The 18,666-nt window shown below is 70.2% G+C and carries 13 protein-coding genes; 5 read left to right on the forward strand and 8 right to left on the reverse strand.

Annotation, left to right across the window (positions count from 1 at the left end; translation table 11 throughout):
- Window positions 1-39: 39 nt before the first annotated feature.
- The 7 genes from OHU89_RS00495 to OHU89_RS00525 form a co-directional block, all read right to left on the reverse strand.
- On the reverse strand, window positions 40-1,206 hold the full coding sequence (locus tag OHU89_RS00495) for a M50 family metallopeptidase (RefSeq protein ID WP_405638748.1): 1,167 nt from the start codon (window positions 1,204-1,206) through the stop codon (window positions 40-42).
- Window positions 1,203-2,252 (reverse strand): lantibiotic dehydratase C-terminal domain-containing protein, encoded by a 1,050-nt coding sequence (locus tag OHU89_RS00500; RefSeq protein ID WP_405638750.1) that lies wholly within the window; start codon window positions 2,250-2,252, stop codon window positions 1,203-1,205. The genes OHU89_RS00495 and OHU89_RS00500 overlap by 4 nt, the downstream gene beginning before the upstream one ends.
- On the reverse strand, window positions 2,249-4,972 hold the full coding sequence (locus OHU89_RS00505) for a lantibiotic dehydratase (protein WP_405638752.1): 2,724 nt from the start codon (window positions 4,970-4,972) through the stop codon (window positions 2,249-2,251). The genes OHU89_RS00500 and OHU89_RS00505 overlap by 4 nt, the downstream gene beginning before the upstream one ends.
- A 30-nt stretch (window positions 4,973-5,002) precedes the next feature.
- The gene (locus tag OHU89_RS00510; RefSeq protein WP_405638754.1) at window positions 5,003-6,583 is read right to left on the reverse strand and encodes a nitroreductase family protein; all 1,581 of its coding nucleotides are present in this window, start codon (window positions 6,581-6,583) and stop codon (window positions 5,003-5,005) included.
- Window positions 6,584-6,661: 78 nt separating this feature from the next.
- Complete coding sequence (locus OHU89_RS00515; RefSeq protein ID WP_405638757.1) at window positions 6,662-8,677, reverse strand: TOMM precursor leader peptide-binding protein; 2,016 nt, start codon at window positions 8,675-8,677, stop codon at window positions 6,662-6,664.
- Window positions 8,667-10,886 (reverse strand): TOMM precursor leader peptide-binding protein, encoded by a 2,220-nt coding sequence (locus tag OHU89_RS00520; protein WP_405638759.1) that lies wholly within the window; start codon window positions 10,884-10,886, stop codon window positions 8,667-8,669. The genes OHU89_RS00515 and OHU89_RS00520 overlap by 11 nt, the downstream gene beginning before the upstream one ends.
- Before the next feature lie 6 nt (window positions 10,887-10,892).
- Window positions 10,893-12,704: a BTAD domain-containing putative transcriptional regulator gene (locus OHU89_RS00525; RefSeq protein WP_405638761.1), complete on the reverse strand. Its 1,812-nt coding sequence runs from the start codon at window positions 12,702-12,704 to the stop codon at window positions 10,893-10,895.
- Window positions 12,705-12,764: 60 nt separating this feature from the next.
- On the opposite strand from OHU89_RS00525, the gene OHU89_RS00530 reads away from it, so the two are divergent.
- Window positions 12,765-13,010, forward strand: a complete 246-nt coding sequence (locus tag OHU89_RS00530) for a hypothetical protein (protein ID WP_405638762.1) — start codon at window positions 12,765-12,767, stop codon at window positions 13,008-13,010.
- 1,119 nt (window positions 13,011-14,129) lie between these two features.
- On the opposite strand, the gene OHU89_RS00535 is transcribed toward OHU89_RS00530, so the two are convergent.
- Window positions 14,130-15,038, reverse strand: coding sequence for a LysR family transcriptional regulator (locus OHU89_RS00535; protein WP_405638764.1), 909 nt, complete (start codon window positions 15,036-15,038; stop codon window positions 14,130-14,132).
- A 72-nt stretch (window positions 15,039-15,110) separates the two neighbouring features.
- On the opposite strand from OHU89_RS00535, the gene OHU89_RS00540 reads away from it, so the two are divergent.
- The 4 genes from OHU89_RS00540 to OHU89_RS00555 all read left to right on the forward strand — a co-directional run bounded on the left by OHU89_RS00540 (window position 15,111) and on the right by OHU89_RS00555 (window position 18,594).
- Window positions 15,111-15,500 (forward strand): RidA family protein, encoded by a 390-nt coding sequence (locus OHU89_RS00540; RefSeq protein ID WP_405638767.1) that lies wholly within the window; start codon window positions 15,111-15,113, stop codon window positions 15,498-15,500.
- Window positions 15,501-15,731: 231 nt separating this feature from the next.
- Complete coding sequence (locus tag OHU89_RS00545) at window positions 15,732-16,112, forward strand: antibiotic biosynthesis monooxygenase family protein (RefSeq protein ID WP_405638769.1); 381 nt, start codon at window positions 15,732-15,734, stop codon at window positions 16,110-16,112.
- Window positions 16,113-16,357: 245 nt separating this feature from the next.
- Window positions 16,358-17,647, forward strand: coding sequence for an MFS transporter (locus OHU89_RS00550; protein ID WP_405638771.1), 1,290 nt, complete (start codon window positions 16,358-16,360; stop codon window positions 17,645-17,647).
- Between the two features lie 254 nt (window positions 17,648-17,901).
- A complete protein-coding gene (locus OHU89_RS00555) occupies window positions 17,902-18,594 on the forward strand; it encodes a DUF899 domain-containing protein (protein ID WP_405638774.1) in 693 nt (230 codons plus the stop codon).
- Window positions 18,595-18,666 lie beyond the last annotated feature (72 nt).

Raw genomic sequence — 18,666 nt, forward strand, 5'->3', positions numbered from 1 at the left:
TTGGTGCTCGCGTCGGTCGGGGTGCTGTGCTCACGGTGTTCATGGCGTCGCGAGCAGGAAGTAGGTGAGGGACACCGCGCCCGCGACGAGCGCGCCGAGGACGAGCAGGCAGAGGAGCGGGTAGGCGGTGTACGCGATCCGGGCGCGGCGCGGGTAACCGGCCGCGAGGGCGTCGCGGCGCAGGGCCAGGCGCAGATACGCGGCGCTGGACGCCGCCAGCTCGGTCGCGCCCAGCGCCTGGCCGGCGATCTTGTATCCGTCGAGCGGCGGAAGGGGAACCAGCATGGCGAACGCCTGGATGCTGCCGAGGAACAGCAGCCCCGCCAGGGCGTCCTGGGTGGCGTCGTCCACAGGCGCCAGCAGCCAGAGTGCGCAGAACGGCAGCAGGAACAGCAGGTTCATCACGGCACCGGCCAGGGCTGTCGCGACGCGCGCCCAACGGGTGGGCAGATACAGGTAGTTGTCGACGGTGCAGTACATGATCACCGAGGGCAGCCGCCAGCGCAGGCCAATCTCCGAGACGCGGCCTTGGTAGTGCTTGGCCACCACACCGTGGGCCAGCTCGTGCAGGGCGGTGCTCAGCCACAGCAGGGCGCCTGTCGCGGTGAGCAGGACCGGGTTGGTGAACGTCTCCCGGGTGGCCAGTGCAAGTTCGCCCGCCCGCAGGACCAAGGTGGCTTCCATGACGACGACCAGGGTGAGCAGCGGCACCATCCACCAGCGGGACAGCAGGAACCCGGCCGCGTGGTGCAGTCGGCCCGCGGTCGCGTCCGCGTCGGCGACGAGCGGCAACGTGCCGCGCAGCAGCGTCCGTCCGGCCTTCGGCGCTGTGCCGCTCTGCGGTGCCTCTGGTGCCTCTGGTGCCGCGTCCCGTGCCGGGGCCGCCGCGGGTGCCCCGGCCAGCAGCCCCCGGGTGCCCAGCATCCCCAGTAGCTGCTGCCAGTTGGCGTCGGACAGTCGCCGCCCGTAGCGCCCCGCGTACTCCGCGCCGATCTCGTCCAGGCTCCGCGAGCCGTCCATCCGCGAGATCAGGAAGTGCTCCCTGGTCCCGACCTTGAAGGACTGCCCGTTCTCGGTGTTCTTGATCAGATGTACGGTCCCGTTGCCCAGCAGCAGCTCGTCGCTGACCCGTACCTCCGGCCGCAGCTCCGGGCGGTAGCGCTCCACGGAAGCAACCGATGCCTCCGGGGGGAGCCGGGTGCTCATGATTTGGCCTCCGTGGGCCTCTCGCGCAGGCAGCGGCCCAACACGTGGGAGAGGTAGGCCTCGTCCCGGATGGTGACGTGCAGCCGGTTGTTCGTCATGTGCATGTACGGGGACAGCAGGAGCGGCAGGGCCACCGCCGGATCGGTGACGGTCTCGTCCCGTTCGCCGTCCCAGGACCGGAACACGAGGTCACCGTCGGCCGCCAGCACACGGGCCCTGTCCCGCAGTTCGGCGCAGTGTTCGGCCCAACCGGCCAGGAAGGCGGGCAGTGCGCCGGGCTCGCCCCGGCCGACGGCCGCGCGGATCCCGGCGAAGCGGGCGGCCAGGTCGGGTGCCATCGCCGCGTAGTTGCTGTCGTACTCGGTAGTGCCGATGAAGCCGGTGCCGGGAAAGGCTTTGTGCCAGAACTCGTAGTAGCTGTCCAGGTAGTCGGCCAGCTCCTGATCACCCGGCAGGAAGGAGCCGGACATCACCATCATCAGCTGGGCCGCGGTACCGAGCAGGACCGTGCGCAGATGGAGGTTCTTCGTTCGCAAGGCATCGATGACCAGGTCACTGGAGTGCCGGAAGTGCCACTCGGCCAGCTCGATGCCGGCCGGGCCGCCGTACTTGCCGTACTCCGGCTCGTACCCCTCGGCGCTGCGGGAGTTGTTGCGGCGCAGCTTCATGCGCCCCTGGTCGTCCATGTAGTGGCCGCGCTCGGTGCCCGGGAACTCGATCTCGAAGAGCGTGTTGTAGAAGTCGTTGAGAAAGCCCGAGTCCACCTCGTACAGCGCGGGGCGCGCGGCGAGGAAGGCGTCGATCGCCCGCTCGGTGCGGCGGCGTACCTCCGGCCCCGCCTCGGGTGTGGCGGGTTTGAGGCGGAGCCGGACGTGCGGGCCTTCCAGCCAGTAGTTGATGAAGAAGTAGCTCGCGATCAGTCCCTCTGCCTCCAGTTCGTCCACCAGAGGGCGGACGCACTCGATGAGCAGGGGGCGCGGGTTGGCGGCGTAGAAGACGTGCGTGGCCTGCCACGCGCCGGCTCCCGAGACGATGGTGCTGGTCATGACGTGGTCCTCCGTCGGCTGGTGACGGCAGTGGCGATGTCGGTGGCAGCGGTGGACGTGCCGGTGAAGGCGGCGGTCTCCACCGCCAGTTCGGCGACATGGCGACCGCGGTGGGAGACGGCGTGCAGGCCGTCCTCGTCGGGGAGCATTTCCCTCAACACCACGCGAGCCTCCGGGCTCTTGAGCAGCGCCTCGAACGCGGTGAGCGACAGCGGGCTGTCGAAGTCGAGGTACTGCGGCTTGGCACCGGTAGCGCCGCGCGCCCCGCTGTCGGAGACCGTCACGAAGACCCGGTCGGGCAGCCGGTGCGCCCGTCGGAAGCGGTGCCAGCCGAGGAACCACTCCTCGTCCGACATTCCCGGCGCGTGCAGCGGCAGTACGGAGGCGGACGCGCTCCAGCTGCGCCGACTCAGTACGACGCTGCCGTGCCGCACGCGCGGACGCCGGGTCACTTGGTCCACGGGCTCGCTCTCCGGGACGCCGCCCCAGACGTTGAGCGGAGCCATCGAGGTCGGGGAGAGCAGCAGGAGGGTGCGCGGCAGCTCCGGCAGGGCGAGGGGCACCAGGTAGCCGAGATAGACGGGGATCACTTCACGGCCGAGCCGCAGCGAGCGCAGCACCAGCCGGTCCTCGGCCTCGTCGTGCTCGATGCAGAGGTCGTCCAGACGCAGGCAGAACTCCTCGGGCAGCGTGCCCCTCTCTCCGGGGCAGACGATCTCGTACTCGGTCAGCCGGCCGTGCAGATTCAGGTTGCTGGTGACCGGGCCCCCCGTGACCTCGGCGAACACCGCGCCCGGCGGGCACAGGCCGTCCGCGTTCTCGCGCAGCCGGTCGTCGAGCCCTTCGAAGCAGTGCGTGAACCGGCTGAAGGGGAACGACAGCCCGCCGTAGGAGCGGTTGAGGACGACCAGCGGTTCGCCGGTGTCGTGGGCGAGCTGGAGGTGGTGGCTCATGGGGGCGAACTTCGGTGCCACGTCGGCCAGTTCGCCTGCCACGTCGGCAAGGAAGGCTTCGTCGAGGACGAGTTCGTCGACACCGGCCGTACCGTCCACCCCTGCCACCCCTGCCACCCCTGCCGCCTCGTCCCACAAGGCCCGCATCCGATCCACGAAGGACTGGCGCGCGGTGTCGAGCGCCTTCAGCTGGGCCAGGCCCAGCCAGTTCTCCTCGGGCACGTACCGCCCCTGCGCGTCGAACGACGTACGCCCGGCGGTGAACGACATGTACTGATCGAAGAAGTCCTCGTGGAAGTCGTGCACGAGCTTGAGCAGGTCGTCACAGCGCCCGCCCGGACCGTAGCGGGCGAGGAAGAAGCCCTGGAACGTGATCCGCTGCGGCAGGGTCAGGTCGAAGGCGGGCAGGATCCCCTCCACCGCGCTCAGCGGTTTGGCGGCCAGCTTGGTCCAGGCGTCCAGGCCGAGCGTGACGTCCCGGCCCGCGGCGGCGTCCTCGTACAGCACGGTCTGCGGGACCCGGGCGCGTTCGGCGCCCAGCTCCTCCTGGACGGTCCGCAGCCCCTCGCGCAGCCGACGCATCAGCTCCCCGCGTTCGGCGGGGCCGGCCGCGGCGAAGCTGTCGACGCAGGCGATCGGTGCCTCGAGGCGGTCCGCCAACTGCCCGGCCCAGGGGCGGCCAAGGGCCCGCAGTGACTCCTGGAAAGCCCGCAGCGGATCAGTGTCGTGCACCTCCGTGCGCAGGCACGGCACCTGGACCATGCCCAGATCCAGGAGTGCATCCAGGTACTGCTCCACCTCGTCCGCCGGGGCGTTACGGTCGGCGGCGAGCCACGCGGACAACTCGCCGTAGCGAAGCGTCCCGCGCTCCTCGAAGAGGCCGAGCAGCCGCTCCAGGGTGCCGCTGCGGCGCAGGAAGAACAGCCGGTCCTTGACGGCGTCGAAGGTGACGGCGGTGTCGTCGTCGCCCGCGGTCACCCAGCGCCGCACATAGCGCACCCGGTCGTCGTCGCGCCCCCAGCCGGAGGCCGGCGTCACCGGTAGGTCGGCGCGGCGGACGGGGTCGGCGACCACGGCCTCGGCGAGCCGCGCCACGGCGACCACGCTGAGCCTGGGGTGGCTGGTCCACTCGTCGTCGATCCGGACCTCCAGGCCGCCGTGGCCGAACTCGCCCAGGGCGACGCCGGTGAAGGTGCTGAACGGGCTGGTCTTGCACACCGTCCGGTACAGGTACGCCAGCAGGGAGCGCTCGATCTTGCGCTGCTTCTTGCCGGGACGCTCCGGTGCCGTCGACGCGAAGGCATCGAGCTGGGCGTCCAGCGAGGGCGAGGCCAGCAGCAGGCCGCCGCGCAGCCGCTCCTCCCCCACCAGGCGGCGCAGTTCGGCGCGGCTGCGCCCGGTCTCGGCGGCGAGCAGTGCGGCGCCTTCGGCCTTAAGGCCCGCCAGCCGGTGCCGGCCGGCCAGCCAGCCGGCGAGGTGTTCACCCGCCTTCTGGTCCAGGGCGCGGACCAGAGCAAGAGCGCTGTCAGCGTCCAGCGGCAGCCGATTGTTGAACACCTCGCGGCGCAGCTTCAGCAGCCTGCGTCGCACCGCATCGTCCTCGTTCGCGCCGACGAGGGCATGCAGCAGATCGCCCACGCGCTCGCCGACGGCACGCAACTCCTCGGTCCTGGCCAGCACTTCGTCGGCCCAACGGCGGCTGTCGGGGCAGCGCAGGCTGTGCACGGTCTCGATGGGCAGTCCGGCGACCCGGATCAGGAACGGCATCGAGGGTTCCCCCCTTCCGGTACTCAACGGCTAGGCGATCTCGTACCGGAAGTCGGCCGGAGCGGGCCGCTCGTTACCGATCATCATGATCAGCAGCGGCGCCTCGCACGTGTGCTCCAGGCCGAGTTCCTCGATGTACGAGATGTTGTCGAAACCCAGCGCGACACCGCAGCCGAGCTCCAGAGCGGAGGCCGCCGTGTAGACGGCCTGGGACACGGCGCCGACGGTGGCGTTGACCAGCCGGTAGCCGCGGTCGCCCACGGTGTCGAGGACGGCGGTGGTACGGACCGTGGGCACGAGGACCGCGCCGGCCTGTTCCAGGTTGTAGTTGGACAGGAAGTAGTTCTTCTGCAGGAACTTTCCCGGCCTGCCCTCCCGGACCATCCGCAGACCACGGCTGTCGGGGTCGTACTCGTAGGCGCCGGGGGCGAGCCCCTCGACGTGGTTGACGAAGGCGTACAGCTTCGCCAGCCGGGCATCTCCCGTGTCGCCGCCGAGCCGAGCCCCGCACGTCGCGGCGGCCAGGCAGGCGGCGAGCTGATCGCCGGTGATGGGGCGCTGTGCGTCGAAACGGCCGAAGCTGCTGCGACGCCGGCGCAGCGCGCTGCGTACGTCGGTGTCCAGCGGCCGGGCGTCGGGCAGCGCGACGTGCGGCCGGGCCGGGTCCGCGGGCAAGGCGGCGGCCGGGGCGAGCACGCCGGGAGCGGGCCGCCGACTCGCGTGCCGGGCGGTGGCGGCCTGCATCTTGCGGAGGGCGTCGAAGGTGAGGACAGTCCTGGAACGCTCGACGTCCTGGTGCCGCACGGCGGCAGGAACGGGCGATGTGTTCCGTGAACTCGCCTGCGCGCCCTGCCAGTTCAGCGGGACGACCGCGAAGATGCCCTCCTGTTCGGTGCGCACGCCGAGCAGGTGGGCGAGCCGCTCTTCGTCGAACCACAGCGCCGGTTCGATGTCCAGGCCCCGCGCTCGCGCCCACATGCGCCAGGTCCCCACGACGGTGCCGGCGTCCATGCTCACGGCGTGGAAGGAGAAGCTGTTGTACTTGAAGGCGTTCTGCCAGTACTTGATGCCGAGCACCAGGTACTGGTCGGTGTCCGCGCCGGGAGCGTCCTCGCCGAGGGCCGCGCGCACCTCGCCACAGACGTCGCCGGTGAGCAGCCGGCGCATGGCGTGGTGCCGGGTCGAGTAGTGGTGCACTCCGGGCGGCAGCGGCCCGCCCGGCCCGGAGACCCAGTAGACGCTGACGGGGTACAGGCCGCCTCCGGAGGCCGTGCCGCGCGACCAGTTGGCGAGCGGGTAGGACGGCAGTGCGCTCAGGTCGGTGTTGGCTTGCACACCGAGGCGGCGGCCAATGAGTCCGTAGGAGTCGCGCAGCATGCCGGAGAGCGAGTCGAGGTCGAACAACGCCTCCCCGTACGGGACTTCGGCCAGTCCACGGTCCAGGGTCGCCTCGGCCGGACAACCGCCGTCGGGCAGCGGCACGATGTCCGTGCCGGGGTAGAACTTGGTCTTGCGCGGGCTGTCGGTCCAGTTCGGTACGAAGTCGGCCGGTGGCATCGGGACCCGGCCGCGCTGCAGGATGGCAGCGGCGTAGTCATGGGCGTACCCCATGGTGAACTCCTTGGTCACGTTCGAGGTCTGAGCTCGGTCGCACGCCCGGCCCCTCACCACGAGGGACCGGCGTCCGGGTCACGGAAAGGGATGAGGCGCCGGGTTGAAGTCGGCCGGCGCCAGATCGCGCTCGCGCAGGCCGGCCTCCCGCAGTGCGGTGCGCAGCCGCGGCATTCCGAGCGCGCGCTGGCGCGTCCAACCGAAGTCGATCGGCAGCAGACCGGGCACGATGACACCGACCGTCGTCAGCCCCAGGTCCCGCTGTTCCGGCATGGTCTGGTCGACCACGACGACGTCGAACCCGGCGTCCGTGACCGCCTCGACGCAGCGCGTCAGGTCGTCGCGGAGGTCGTCGGAGACGGGCAGCACAAAACCGTTCGCGTACAGCTCGCTCATGGAGCGTTTGGGCCGGCGGGGTGTGCCCGGTGCGCCGATCAGGAAGTGGGCGTGCTCCCCCATCTCCGGTATGCCGTACGCGAGCGGATGGTCGTGCAGCGCCTCGACCTTGGTGAAGTCGGTGGCCATGGCGCGCAGCCGTGCCTCGTCGCGTTCGGTGCGGCCCTGGAGGTTGACGGCGTCGGTGCCGATCTCGCAGAGCGCCCCGGCCAGCGCGGACTCCGGGTCGAGTCCCGCGCCCGCGCCGAAACACATGCGGCCCAGGCCACCGTCGGGGCGTACGGCGACGCCCGTGACGACGGGGATCGGGAAGGAGATCCGGGTGTCGAAGAAGCGGGCCTCGTAGCCGTACATCTCCAGCCGGTCGACCATCTGCCGGGTGGCGGGCCGGGTGCTGGTGCGGGGGTCGATCTCGGGGAGAGCCGCCTGGCCGTACCAGGTGAGCAGGAAGGCATCGCGTTCGACGACCTCCATCAGGCCCCAGTAGACGGCTTCCTCCAGACAGCCGCCGGAGGCACAGCCGTTGGAACTCTCCTGAACGAAGCGGTTCTCCAGGCCGGGCGCGTGGTAGTACGTCAGCACCTCGGGGACCAGGATCGGCCGACTGTCGCGCAGGGAGTACCCCCACACCCAGGGGATCTCGCGGTCGGGTGTGAAGGGGGCGACACGCGGGTTGGCGCGGTGGAACTCCGGCGAGTACAGCCCGCACTCCCGGGCGTCGAGGGCGTGTTCGCCGCGCGCCCGCAGTCCGGTCAGGGAGTCCCGGACGCCGGCGGCCCTGGCCCGGGCACGCATGCCCGCGTAGCGCTCCAGGCCCTCCAGTACGCCGATCCGCTCGCTCTGCCCGAAGGTGTCGGCGTGTCCGCCCCAGAACGTCTCGCGGAGGTACTCGCCCGACCGCATCGAGAAGCAGCCGATGGTGGCGGAGGTGGACAGCGACGACACGTCGTGGATGACGGAGGGGCCGAGGGATCCGCACACGGGGTTGGCGTAGGGCTCGACGGGCAGCTCGTACGCGCTGATGTCACGTATCCGGAAGGTGCCCGGTTTGTGCTTGGGGGCGGGGCGGAGGGTGAGGACCGCGGCCTGGGCGGTGTCCTGCTCACTGCGGCCGCAGTGAGGGCACTCCGGGTCGGGCACCAGCGGGTAGTGACGCACCATCAAGGTCGCCAGGTCCACGAGGTGGATGGCGGGGAACGTTCCGGTGCGCGGTCCGGTTCCCTCCAGCCGGGCGGCGATCAGCCCTGCCAGCGCGGACGCGGTGAACGGGGTGACGTACGGCGACTCGCCGGCGGCCCGGGTACCGGAGCCGAGTTCGAGTGCCTCCCGCAGCGCGATGGACCGCACAGCCTGCCAGCGCCGTGCGAGACAGCGGGCGCACGGCCGGGCGAGTGTTTCGTCCACCTCGCCGGATCCGTCCACGCCGTCGGATCCGTCCACCGTGTCGGATCCGACCGTACCCCCGGGCCGGCTCCCGCCCGGGTCCGGGAAGGGCCCGACGACGGCGTGCCGCCCGTAGAACCGCACGGGTACGGAGCCGGGCACGGCGTCCGGCGCCGCGTCGGCGAAAGCGTCGTGGACACCCAGGGGCGCCACGTCGAGCGGTGCCCCCGTTCCGTGGGCGGCAAGACCACGGCGGAGCCGTTCAGCCAGGTCCCCGCAGGAGCGCTCCAGCGGATCGGTGGTCTCAGCGGGCATCGCTGCCGCCCGTGGCTGCGGTGGTGAGCAGGATCCGGGCCGTGCTGATGCCACCCTCGGGGAGGTCGGCCGGGGTGGTGGGCACATGGAGCACGTCCCGCCCCGCGCCGCGCAGCCGCTCGAGCACCGCGTCGAACGTGGTGGCGGTGCCGTCCGCGGGAACGGAACCGCCCGTCACCGCGATCGTGCCGGGAGCGAGGTCCCGGAGCAGCGGGTCACCGGTGTCGACCGCCTCCGTGGCGTCCTCCGCGGCGAGCTGGATCTGCCCCAGCAGGTCGCGCAGCGCCGCACAGGCCGCCGCCCGGCGAGACAGGCCCGCGCCGACCGCCCAGCGCCCGCCGGTCTCGCGGGCCAGCACGACCTGGGCCGAGGAATGCGCGCCCTCGCCCAGATCGACGAGCTCCGCCTCGATGTCCAGGTTGGCCGCCGACTTGAGCAGGAAGACCAGCTCCGGGTCGGCGTCGGCGGTCACGGTGCCGGTCTGGGCGGCGCCGCGGACGGCGCGCAGCAGCGCGTCATGGGCCAGCGCCGACAGCAGTCCGCGTCCCGCCGCCTCCTCCGCCGTGCCGCCGGCACCCGTGCCCGCGGCCGTCGCCTGGTGCAGCCGGTGCCGGTTGTACGCGCCGAAGGGGCGCACGGCGGCCGCGGGCACCGCGACCGGCTCCTTGGTGAGCAGCGAGGTCGCCGTGATCCAGGCGGTGACGTCCTCCCCGGTCCAGCCGGTGCCCGCGCCCGTCGTCAGGGCGTCGGGGCCGACAGCCGCGACCGCACCGGCGCGGTCCTGCGTGGCCACGAGGGGCACCACGTGCTCCACGTACGTCTCGGCCGCCGCGTACAGCGCCCGCGTGCGCGCACCCGCGAGATGGTGCACGTCGAAAGCGGCGATCCTGCGGCTCACGCCGTGGCCCAGTGCCACCTCGACCCGGCTGATCTTCAACGGGGTCTGGGTCAGGCCCTCGTCGTCGTACCGGCTGAAGACCCCGGTGTACGGGCGGACCAGCGCGGTGCTGACCCGGTTCAGCTCGTCGACCAGCGACTGCGCCTCACGGGCCGTGTCCACGGTCGGGGTGACCGGCAGCGAGAGCCCTTCGGGCAGCTCCGCTGTGCCTTCCTCGGCGAGAAAGGCACAGCGGCGGCAGCGCGGGTGGGGCAGGACCGGCTCGGCCATGACGTCCAGCGACTCGAGATCCTGGACGAGGACCTGCCGGTCCGTCTCCGCGGGCAGCGCGCCGGTGACGATCCGGAAGACCTCGTAGCCAAGGAGGTTGCCCGACATCGCGGCGACCGGACCCAGCAGCGGACCGCCGGCGTCCGGCGCCGGGGCGACGGTACCGGCCGCGATCCCGCTCCACAGGTCGGCGGCCGCACCGGAGTCGACGTTGCCGCCGAGCCGCAGCACCGCGCAGCACAGGCAGCCGGTGGAAGCGGCGGTGGAGAGTGGACCGGTGACGGCCCGCTCGCCGAAGGTCCAGGCGGGGATCAGCGTTTTACCCTCGGGCACCTCGTCGGCGAGCAGCCGCTGGGCGCGGGCGGCGGAGTCCACACCGGTGACGACCACCACGTCGTACTCGGCGAGACGGTCCCAGACGGTGCGCTCCTCACCACCCGCGTCCGGACCGATCCGGTCGAGCCGCACCGTGCAGCCGTCCGCGCTCGCCTCGTGCGCCTCGGCCTCGACATCGGCGAAGCCGGTCGTGACGCCGATGCGCGCACAGCCGTTGCGGACCAGGCTCAACGCGCACCAGCGCGCGACGGCGTCGTCGCCGAGCACCGCGACCGGGGTGTTCCTGAATCGCGAGAACCGCTCGCTGGCGCCGTCGACGTAGTGGTCGACGTACGCGATCTGCGCGCCGAACCGCCGCGTCACGTCCGCGCCGAGCCTGGCCAAGTCGCCGTCCTCGGCCTCCGGTATGTCGCGGGCGAACCCCCGCTCGTACAGCGTCTTGACCAGTTCGGCCGCCATGGCCCGCTGGGCCGGGCCGAAACCCTGGCAGACGTCGGCCAGTCGGTGGTGCCCGGCCAGGTGCGGGACCAGCAGGGAAGCGAAGCGGTAGGCGGTACGGCCCGTGAGATGGAAGCCGCCGTCGGCGTTGTGGAAGAGAACCCCGCCCGGGGTCTCGGTGAACAGCACGTCCCGGCGGATGCGGGGCCGGGTGCCAGCGAGCGAGTCGAACCTGTCGGTCATTTCTTCGGCGATGGCTTCAGCCATGGAGGATCACACCTTCTCTGTCCGGTCTGCCGTCCGGAGCTCTGTCCGGTCGAGTTCGTTCGGGGCGTGGCCGCGTGCGTACACGCGGAGCAGGTCGTGCACCCGGTACGGGCCGGGCGGCCCTTCCTCCAGAAATCCGGCGTCCGCGAGCCGTTCCAGGACGCTCTCGGCTTCGGGGGCCGCCATCTGGAGCACCGGTGCGCAGTCCTGTGCCCGCAGCGCGTTCAGGGGCAGCCGCCCGATCCGTACGAAGGCTTCGGCCAGCCTGGGATCGATCCGGGCGAACGCTTGGCGGAGTACGTGTGCGACGGACATCCGGGGTGAGTCGGCCAACGACAGCCGGGCGAGCGGGTCCTCGGCCAGCCAGTCGACCCCGTCGGCGAGCCGCAGCCCGGGGCGGGTCAGCAGCCGGGCGGCCATGATGCGCAGGGCGAGCGGATAGTGGCCACAGGCCGCCGCGAGTCGCCGGGCCGCCTCGGGCTCGGCCTCCACGCGTTCGGCACCGAGTACGGCGAGCAGCAACCGGTAGGCGTCCTCGTCGTCGAAGGTGGAGAGCCGGTGCACCCAGCCGCCGTGTGTGGCGATCAGACTCGCGAGCCCCATCCGGCTGGTGACGATGGCGGCACCGCCAAGACGGGCCGACAGCAGAGGTCTCACCTGGTCGGCGTCGACCACGTCATCGAGGACGAGCAGCGCCGCATCACCGGGCCGACGGCCGCGCAGGGCCGCCGCCACATCCTCCGCCACCGCGGACGAACTGCGCGGCACCCCGTCCGGGTGGACCATCCTTACCAGCAGCCGACCGGCGGGGAAGCTGTCCCGCACCAGGTGGGCGACGTGGTGGGCGAGGGCCGACTTGCCGATGCCCGGCGCTCCGGACACCAGCACGGTCACGGGTTCGCCGTCGCTGTTCTCGGCCGCGGCGAGCCGGGCCACCATAGCGGTGACCTCGGCCGTCCGCCCGGTGAAGGACGGCACCCCTGGCACGGGGACCACCAGCGACGGTCCCGGCTGCGCGGCGCCCGCCCACTGTTCCGGTGCGAGCGCCCACGACTTCGGCCGTGCCTCGGCCGCGGTACCCAGGTCCTCGCCGCGCAGGACGGCCAGTTCAAGTCTCTGGAGAGCCGGGGACGGGTCCACGCCCAGCTCATCGTGCAGGTACTCCTTGACCCGCCGGTACTCCGCCAGCGCCTCGGCCTGCCGGCCGCTGCGATAGAGGGCCTCGATCAGTTGCTCGCGGAACCGCTCGTGGCCGGGGTGCTTCCGGGTCACTCCCCACAGTTCGACGAGCGCCTCGCCACAGTGGCCGAGACGCAACTGCAGGTGGTAGACGCGTTCCAAGGTCCTCAGCCGTTCCTCCTCGAGTCGGGGCACCTCGTCGCGGTGGAGCACGTCGGAGCGGACGTTGGCCAGCAGCGGCCCCTCCCACAGCGACAGCGCGTCCTTGAGGAGATGGAGTTCGGATTCCGGGGTGCGGGACGACTCCGCCCGGGCCACCCCGTCCCGAAATCCGATCAGGTCCAGGGCCCGCGGTCCGGCGGTGATCCGATAGCCGCCGGGCACCGCTTCGACGGAAGTCTCGATCACTCCGTGCCGGGTGAAGAGCTGCCGCAGCCGCAGGACGCAGGTCTGGAGCGCGGCCCGGGCAGTGACGGGCTGCTCCTCGCCCCAGATGGCCCGTTGCAGGTACTCGGCGGAGACGACCGTGTTGGCGTGCAGCAGAAGCACGGCCAGCAGGACGGTGGGTTTGGAAGGCTGGAGTACTGCGCTGTCTGAGCCGTCGGTGATGCTCAGCGGCCCGAGAATGCGAAACCGCATCGCGTCCGCCTAGTCCCAGCCGTTGACCAGTTTGCAGACCGGGGCCTCAGCGACGGGAGAGTGGCGAGCAGGCCGGTCATCCGCTTCGCCGCGGTGGGCCCGTTCCAGCGCAGCGTGGCGATCTACGGCCACGGCCTCGGCCGGCCGCTCGCAAAGGAGCTGGGCCACAAGGGCCGCAGCGACTTCCTCGAGCGGCGCCGACGCCGCGGGCCCCTCGACGTCGGACGCCGCCGCGGCCCCGCTCGAGACCAGCACCACGACGAGGGCGAACCCCAGCGCGGTGACGACCCGCGCGGGGACGGATGACTTCCTACAGGGCAGTGTCCTGGTCACGATTTCCCCCAGGGTCGGAACTCCTCACCGGATCGCTTCCGGCCAATTCGACGATGCCAGCGCGAAAGCCGCACAAGAGGAGACACCGGTGTCAGCATGCTGACAGGGGTCGGCAGCCGGGCTACAGGATCGTGACACCGCCTGACCGGAACCCGTCGCCAGGGAGGGCGGCACCCGCCCTTGACCAGGGGCACGCCCAACACAAGGGGGCCCTCGGTTCAGTTGTCCAGATGACGCCTGTGATCCGCCGCTGTCGCCGGTGGCACGTACGCCTCCGAATCGACTGGACGCGGCCTCTACCGACCTCCGAGGTGAACTGCAGTTTCCCCTTCGCCCAGGCGCCAAGCGGTCGGGCGTAGCCGCCATTGGGCCCACAGCAGCATGGCCGTGCAAAAACCTGGCGCAGGCGCAGCAGCCTTGGCGCGTCTTCCGCAGAGCCCGCTGCAGCCCCAACCGCATGACGGTCATCACCGCTGCCGTCCTCAGCCGGAACGTCAACGCTGGAAACGCTCAGTGGCTGTTTCCACAGGTGGCAATACTTCTTCCGCCCGAAGAGCGATCAGCAGCCGAAATGCGCTGCCACAGCGAGGCGAAGGAGATTAACTGGACGGGGGGTGTATGTACGGAGGGGCCTTGACCCGGAATCTTGGACACGGGCTATGCGGCTTGGGCCAGGGTAGTTGTTGTTGTGTCGAGTGCTGTCTCGTAGGCGATGGGGCTGCGTTGTCCGAGGCGGGAGTGACGGCGTCGGATGTTGTAGCGGTTGAGCCAGCCGAACGCGTCGAGGCGGGCGTCGCGTCCACTGGACCAGGTCTTGCGGCCCTGGAGCGTCTAGCGTTTGGCCCAGGCCGATACACCCAGGTCATCAGCCCTAGCCCCGAAAACGCACCGACACCCGTACCACCCCCGGGAAGCACTACGAAGCAGCGTACGCCCGCAACTAAAACAACGGCATCGCGGCTCGGCCGCCGCCTCTATCAGTTCCCGCGCGCAGTACACCGCCGAACTCAGCCGCCGCTCGAAGAGCCGACAGCGGAACTGAGCCCCTGCCATCACGGAAACGGCTGCGCCCGACGCCCCCGTGACATGGGCCTAAAGCCTTCCCGAGGGATCTCGATCGAGAGCGGCCAAGAGGCGTGGGACCAGGGGATTTGAGTCGTTCTTACGCCAGGCGACGGCGGCTCGTGTGCGAGTGGTGTTGGGCTCGATCCTGCGGAAGGCAACGCCTTTGAGGCGGATGCGGCGGATGCTTTCCGGGGCCAGTGACACACCCAGGCCGGTTTCCACCAGGGCGCAGACGGTCTGCCATTCCACGGCGTGCTGTGCCACCCGGGGCGTGAAGCCTGCCGCGATGCACAGCCCGGTGATCTGATCGTACAGCGAGGGGCCGACGGCGCGTGGCAGAAGCACAAAGGGGCAGTCCGCCAACTGCTCGACGCGGACGGCGCGTTGCGCCGCGAAGGGGTGCGCGGACGGCAGGACAGCTACAAACGGCTCGGTCAGCACGGTCGCGAATCCGAGGTCCGCGTCGTCGGTCGGCGGTTCGCGCACCAGGCCGATGTCCATCGTCCTCTCGCGCAGAGCGGCCAGTTGCGGCGTGGTGGTCATTTCCTGGATGTCCAGGTCCACGGCGGGAAACCGTTCCCGGAAGGTTCGCAGCAGGCCGGGCAGGACGGTCAGGGCGAGGGAGGCAGCGAAGCCGATCCGCAGCCGGCCGGTCCTGCCGCTGCCGACATCGCGGGCAGCGGCCAGGCCGTCCGCGAGGCCGTTGAGGGCGTGCCGGGCGGCAGGAAGGAGCTCTCGGCCTGCCGGGGTGAGGGTGATACCTCCTGGTCCGCGGCTGAACAGCGCGTGGCCGACCTTGTCCTCCAGGCGCCGGATCTGCTGGCTCAGTGGCGGCTGGGCGATGCCCAGGCGGGTGGCAGCGCGGCCGAAGTGGAGTTCCTCGGCGAGTACGACGAAGGCGTGCAGCTGCTGAAGAGGAAGTTCAGGGCGTTCCATACGCTCAGGGATATCACCCCACACCCAAAGCTGTATTAGACGTATCTGTGCTGCTCACTTAGCGTTCGGCGCATGACGGAGCGACGTTCCATCCTCAGCGGCTCGACGTTCGAAGAGCGGATCGGCTACGCCCGCGCTGTCGTCGACGGCGACTGGGTTCATGTGTCCGGGACGACCGGGTTCGACTACGCCACCATGACGATCTCCGACGACGTGGTGGAGCAGGCCGAGCAGTGCCTGCGCAACATCGAGGCCGCGCTGGCCGAGGCGACGTGCACCTTCGCCGACGTGGTACGGGTGCGCTATCTGCTGCCCGACCGGGGCGACTTCGAACCCTGCTGGCCAGTACTGCGCCGCACCTTCGGCCAGGCCCGGCCGGCCGCCACGATGCTCATGTGCGGCCTCGCCGATCCCCGCATGAAGATCGAGATCGAGGTGTACGCACGGCGGCCCACCGCGTGACCGTCCGCGCAATCGGCTCTGGTGCGACAGGGCCGTTGTGCCTGCGGACGGGTGGGGCGATCAGCCGAAAAGGCGCCGGATCCTACCGGCTCGCCCATACCCGAACCCAAGCCCTCACACGGCACCAAGAATGCCCGCTCGGACACCTTTGACCACGAGCCGTATCCCCTACGCATCCCGTTCAGGAAAGGACACCGGATCACTGTGCGCATCCTCCCTCACCAGGGCGCCGTGAGCAGTCACCCCCAAGCACCTGTCACGCCCGTCGAAGCCTATGCACCCCCCTACTACGTAGCGGTCTTCACCACGGTGCGAACCCAGACCCAGAACGACTACAGCCAGACCAACGCACGCCTGGAAGACCTGGTGATAGACCTCCCCGGGTACCTGGGGATGGACCACGCACAGACTCCCGGCGGGCTTGGCATCACCGTCAGCTACTTCCGCGACGCCGACGCCCTCACCCAGTGGCGGACCAACGCCGAGCACCGCGCGGCGCAACAGCGCGGGCGAGCCCAGTGGTACCAGAGCTACACACTGCATGTGGCAAAAGTGGAACGCAGCAACGGATTCACGCGAGCACAGGACCCGCAGAGCCCGACAGCAGGCTGACCAACCACGCCCGAACGAGTGCCCTGGCTCCCCACACCCCTGCGATGGCTCCCCTCATCCCGCTGCACGAGGCATTGGTTTCGCAAGCGAGAGCGGGCAACGTTTATCGCTGGCTTCGGGAGCACTTAACGATCAGAGCGCTCGGAAATATGGATGAGAGCCGTCAACACTGGCGCATCTCTGCCGGCGTTGGGTGACCTGTTCCGCCATCATCTGCCGGTGATCTTCGCTGATACGGTCCGATCATGCCGCGCCTGGTGGAAGTCCCTGGGTACGTACGCTTCTTGACCGCCTCGGCTGTGTCTGCGTTCGGTTCTCAGGTCACGGGACTGGCGTTGCAGGTCCTTACCGCGGTGGTGCTGAGCGCATCCGCCACGGAGGTCGGCATCGTCAATGCCGCCCGCTGGGTTCCGTATCTGCTCTTCGGGCTCATAGCCGGGGTCGTGGTGGACCGCTGGCGGCGCAAGCCGATGATGGTCGCCACGGACCTCGCAAGGGCAGTCCTGCTCGGTGCGATACCGGTGCTGTATGCGCTGGATCGGCTCAGCATCCCCGCGCTGTGCATGTTCGTCTTCGCGTTCGGGGTGCTGTCTTTGCTGTTCGAGGCGGCCAACCAGTCGTATGTGCCACAGCTGGTACCCAAAGAGCTGCTCAACGCGGGATACGCCCGTGTGCAACAGGCCGACGCGGTGGCCGGCTCGACCGGCCCGCTGATCGCCGGGGCACTGATCAAAATCATGGGAGCGCCGCTTGCCGTGCTGGTGGACGCCCTCACCTATCTGATGTCCGGCCTGCTCCTCGCCTCGGTGAAGGCACCCGACCCTGTCCCTGATCGCGGCGCACGGCGCAGCCTGGGCAGCGAGCTGCGCGAGGGCGTGGCCTGGGTCTACCGGCATCGCACGCTGGCGTCTATCGCCCTGACCTCGCACGCGATGCTCCTGTTCAACAGCATGGTGAGCACGGTCTTCGTGGTCTTCGCCCTGCAACAGCTCAAGATCGGGGAGTTCGGTCTGGGGGTCACCTACGCCTTCGCGAGTGTCGGCGTGCTACTCGGCGGTGCGCTCTCCGGGCGCGTGGCCACAAGACTGGACGTCGGCGCCACTGTGATCGCCTTCCGCCTGCTCGCCGCCGTCGGCTGGCTGCCTTTGGTCCTGGCCGAGCGTGGACCGTGGGCGCTTGCCTCCGTGTCGCTCGGCTTCTTCCTCGTATCCCTGGCCATCGGCATCGAAAGCCCGGTGGAGATGAGCTACCGCCAGGCGGTCACACCCGATCGGCTGCGCGGGCGGATGAACGCGACGATCCGCTCGATGAACTGGGGAATGGTAGCGGTGGGGGCACCACTGGGCGGAGTACTCGCCGACCAGGTCAGCTATCGCTTCGCCCTGTGGACCGGACTGTCCGGAGCAGTCATCCAGGCACTCGTACTGACGTTTTCTCCCACCCGCAGGGCCCGTACCGCCGACGAACTCGACCCCTCGACAACTGACCCGACACGGCACGGCGCACAAGCCACTGCCGGGGAAAGCAAAGACTGATCAGCTCGCGGTGGCCTTTTGGGTCTGAGCGACAAGCGGTGCCAGCTCCCACACACAAACCCACCTGCCAGCAGCCGTCACCGCCCACGACATCGAAGCGACCCGCCTGCGAGCGCTCGGGAACCGGGGTACGCCGCCGCTCAGCCGGCCCGGCAACGCGAGCGCCGAAGGGGCGGCTCGGGGCGATGAGTTCCGGGGCCCGGTGGGGTCTACCTCTGCACGAGCGAAAGCTGCACACGATTCTGTGAGGGACCTTGACCACCCACGCACTACCACCCGTCGTCGACGCCGCATCTTGGGAGCGCCAACTCGAGGCGCTGCGTACCCGGGAGAAGGCCGCGACGCGGGAGCTTGACGCCATCGCCGCCGAGCGTCGTCGCCTGCCGATGGTCGAGATGCCCGACTACACCCTGGAGGGCGAGGACGGCCCCGTTCGGCTGGCGGACGTCTTCGAAGGCAAGAGGCAACTGATCGTCTACAACCACATGTGGTTCGCCGGCAAGGAATGGCAGTGCCCGGGCTGCACGGGGTTCACCTCGCAGTACACCCGCCTGGAGTTCCTGGACAACTACGATGCGCGATTCGTCATCGTCACCCAGGGCCCGATCAAAGAGGCACTCGCCGACCAGCAGCGGGTCGGCAACCAGATGACGTGGTACTCCACTGCCAACAGCTCCTTCGGGGCCGACGTCGGTGCACCGCCCGACGCAGGATTCGCGGTCAACGTGTTCCTGCGCGACGGCGACACCGTCTATCGCACCTGGCACACCAACGGCCGGGGCACCGAACAGCTCAGTCACACCTTCCCGCTGATCGACGTCCTGCCGTACGGACGGCAGGAGGAGTGGCAGGACTCGCCCGAGGGCTGGCCTCAGTCGCCCACCTACAGCCGGTGGACGACGTCCAAAGACATCGCCGCGCTCTATGGCCCGGGCTCCGGCGGCTGAACGACCTGCATCACGGTCGGTGAGCGGGTGAACTCGGTGATGCTGCCGGTGCGCGACGGGTTGACCATCGCT

It is taken from the genome of Streptomyces sp. NBC_00019 (assembly GCF_045041015.1).
Taxonomy (GTDB): domain Bacteria; phylum Actinomycetota; class Actinomycetes; order Streptomycetales; family Streptomycetaceae; genus Streptomyces.

Bases quoted from the DNA above. Each gene is read 5' to 3' on its own strand.
- OHU89_RS00495 (WP_405638748.1), bottom strand. From the start codon at position 1,206: ATGAGCACCCGGCTCCCCCCGGAGGCATCGGTTGCTTCCGTGGAGCGC.
- OHU89_RS00505 (WP_405638752.1), bottom strand. From the start codon at position 4,972: ATGCCGTTCCTGATCCGGGTCGCCGGACTGCCCATCGAGACCGTGCAC.
- OHU89_RS00550 (WP_405638771.1), top strand. From the start codon at position 16,358: ATGCCGCGCCTGGTGGAAGTCCCTGGGTACGTACGCTTCTTGACCGCC.
- OHU89_RS00535 (WP_405638764.1), bottom strand. From the start codon at position 15,038: ATGGAACGCCCTGAACTTCCTCTTCAGCAGCTGCACGCCTTCGTCGTA.
- OHU89_RS00525 (WP_405638761.1), bottom strand. From the start codon at position 12,704: ATGCGGTTTCGCATTCTCGGGCCGCTGAGCATCACCGACGGCTCAGAC.
- OHU89_RS00500 (WP_405638750.1), bottom strand. From the start codon at position 2,252: ATGACCAGCACCATCGTCTCGGGAGCCGGCGCGTGGCAGGCCACGCAC.
- OHU89_RS00520 (WP_405638759.1), bottom strand. From the start codon at position 10,886: ATGGCTGAAGCCATCGCCGAAGAAATGACCGACAGGTTCGACTCGCTC.
- OHU89_RS00510 (WP_405638754.1), bottom strand. From the start codon at position 6,583: ATGGGGTACGCCCATGACTACGCCGCTGCCATCCTGCAGCGCGGCCGG.
- OHU89_RS00540 (WP_405638767.1), top strand. From the start codon at position 15,111: ATGACGGAGCGACGTTCCATCCTCAGCGGCTCGACGTTCGAAGAGCGG.
- OHU89_RS00515 (WP_405638757.1), bottom strand. From the start codon at position 8,677: ATGCCCGCTGAGACCACCGATCCGCTGGAGCGCTCCTGCGGGGACCTG.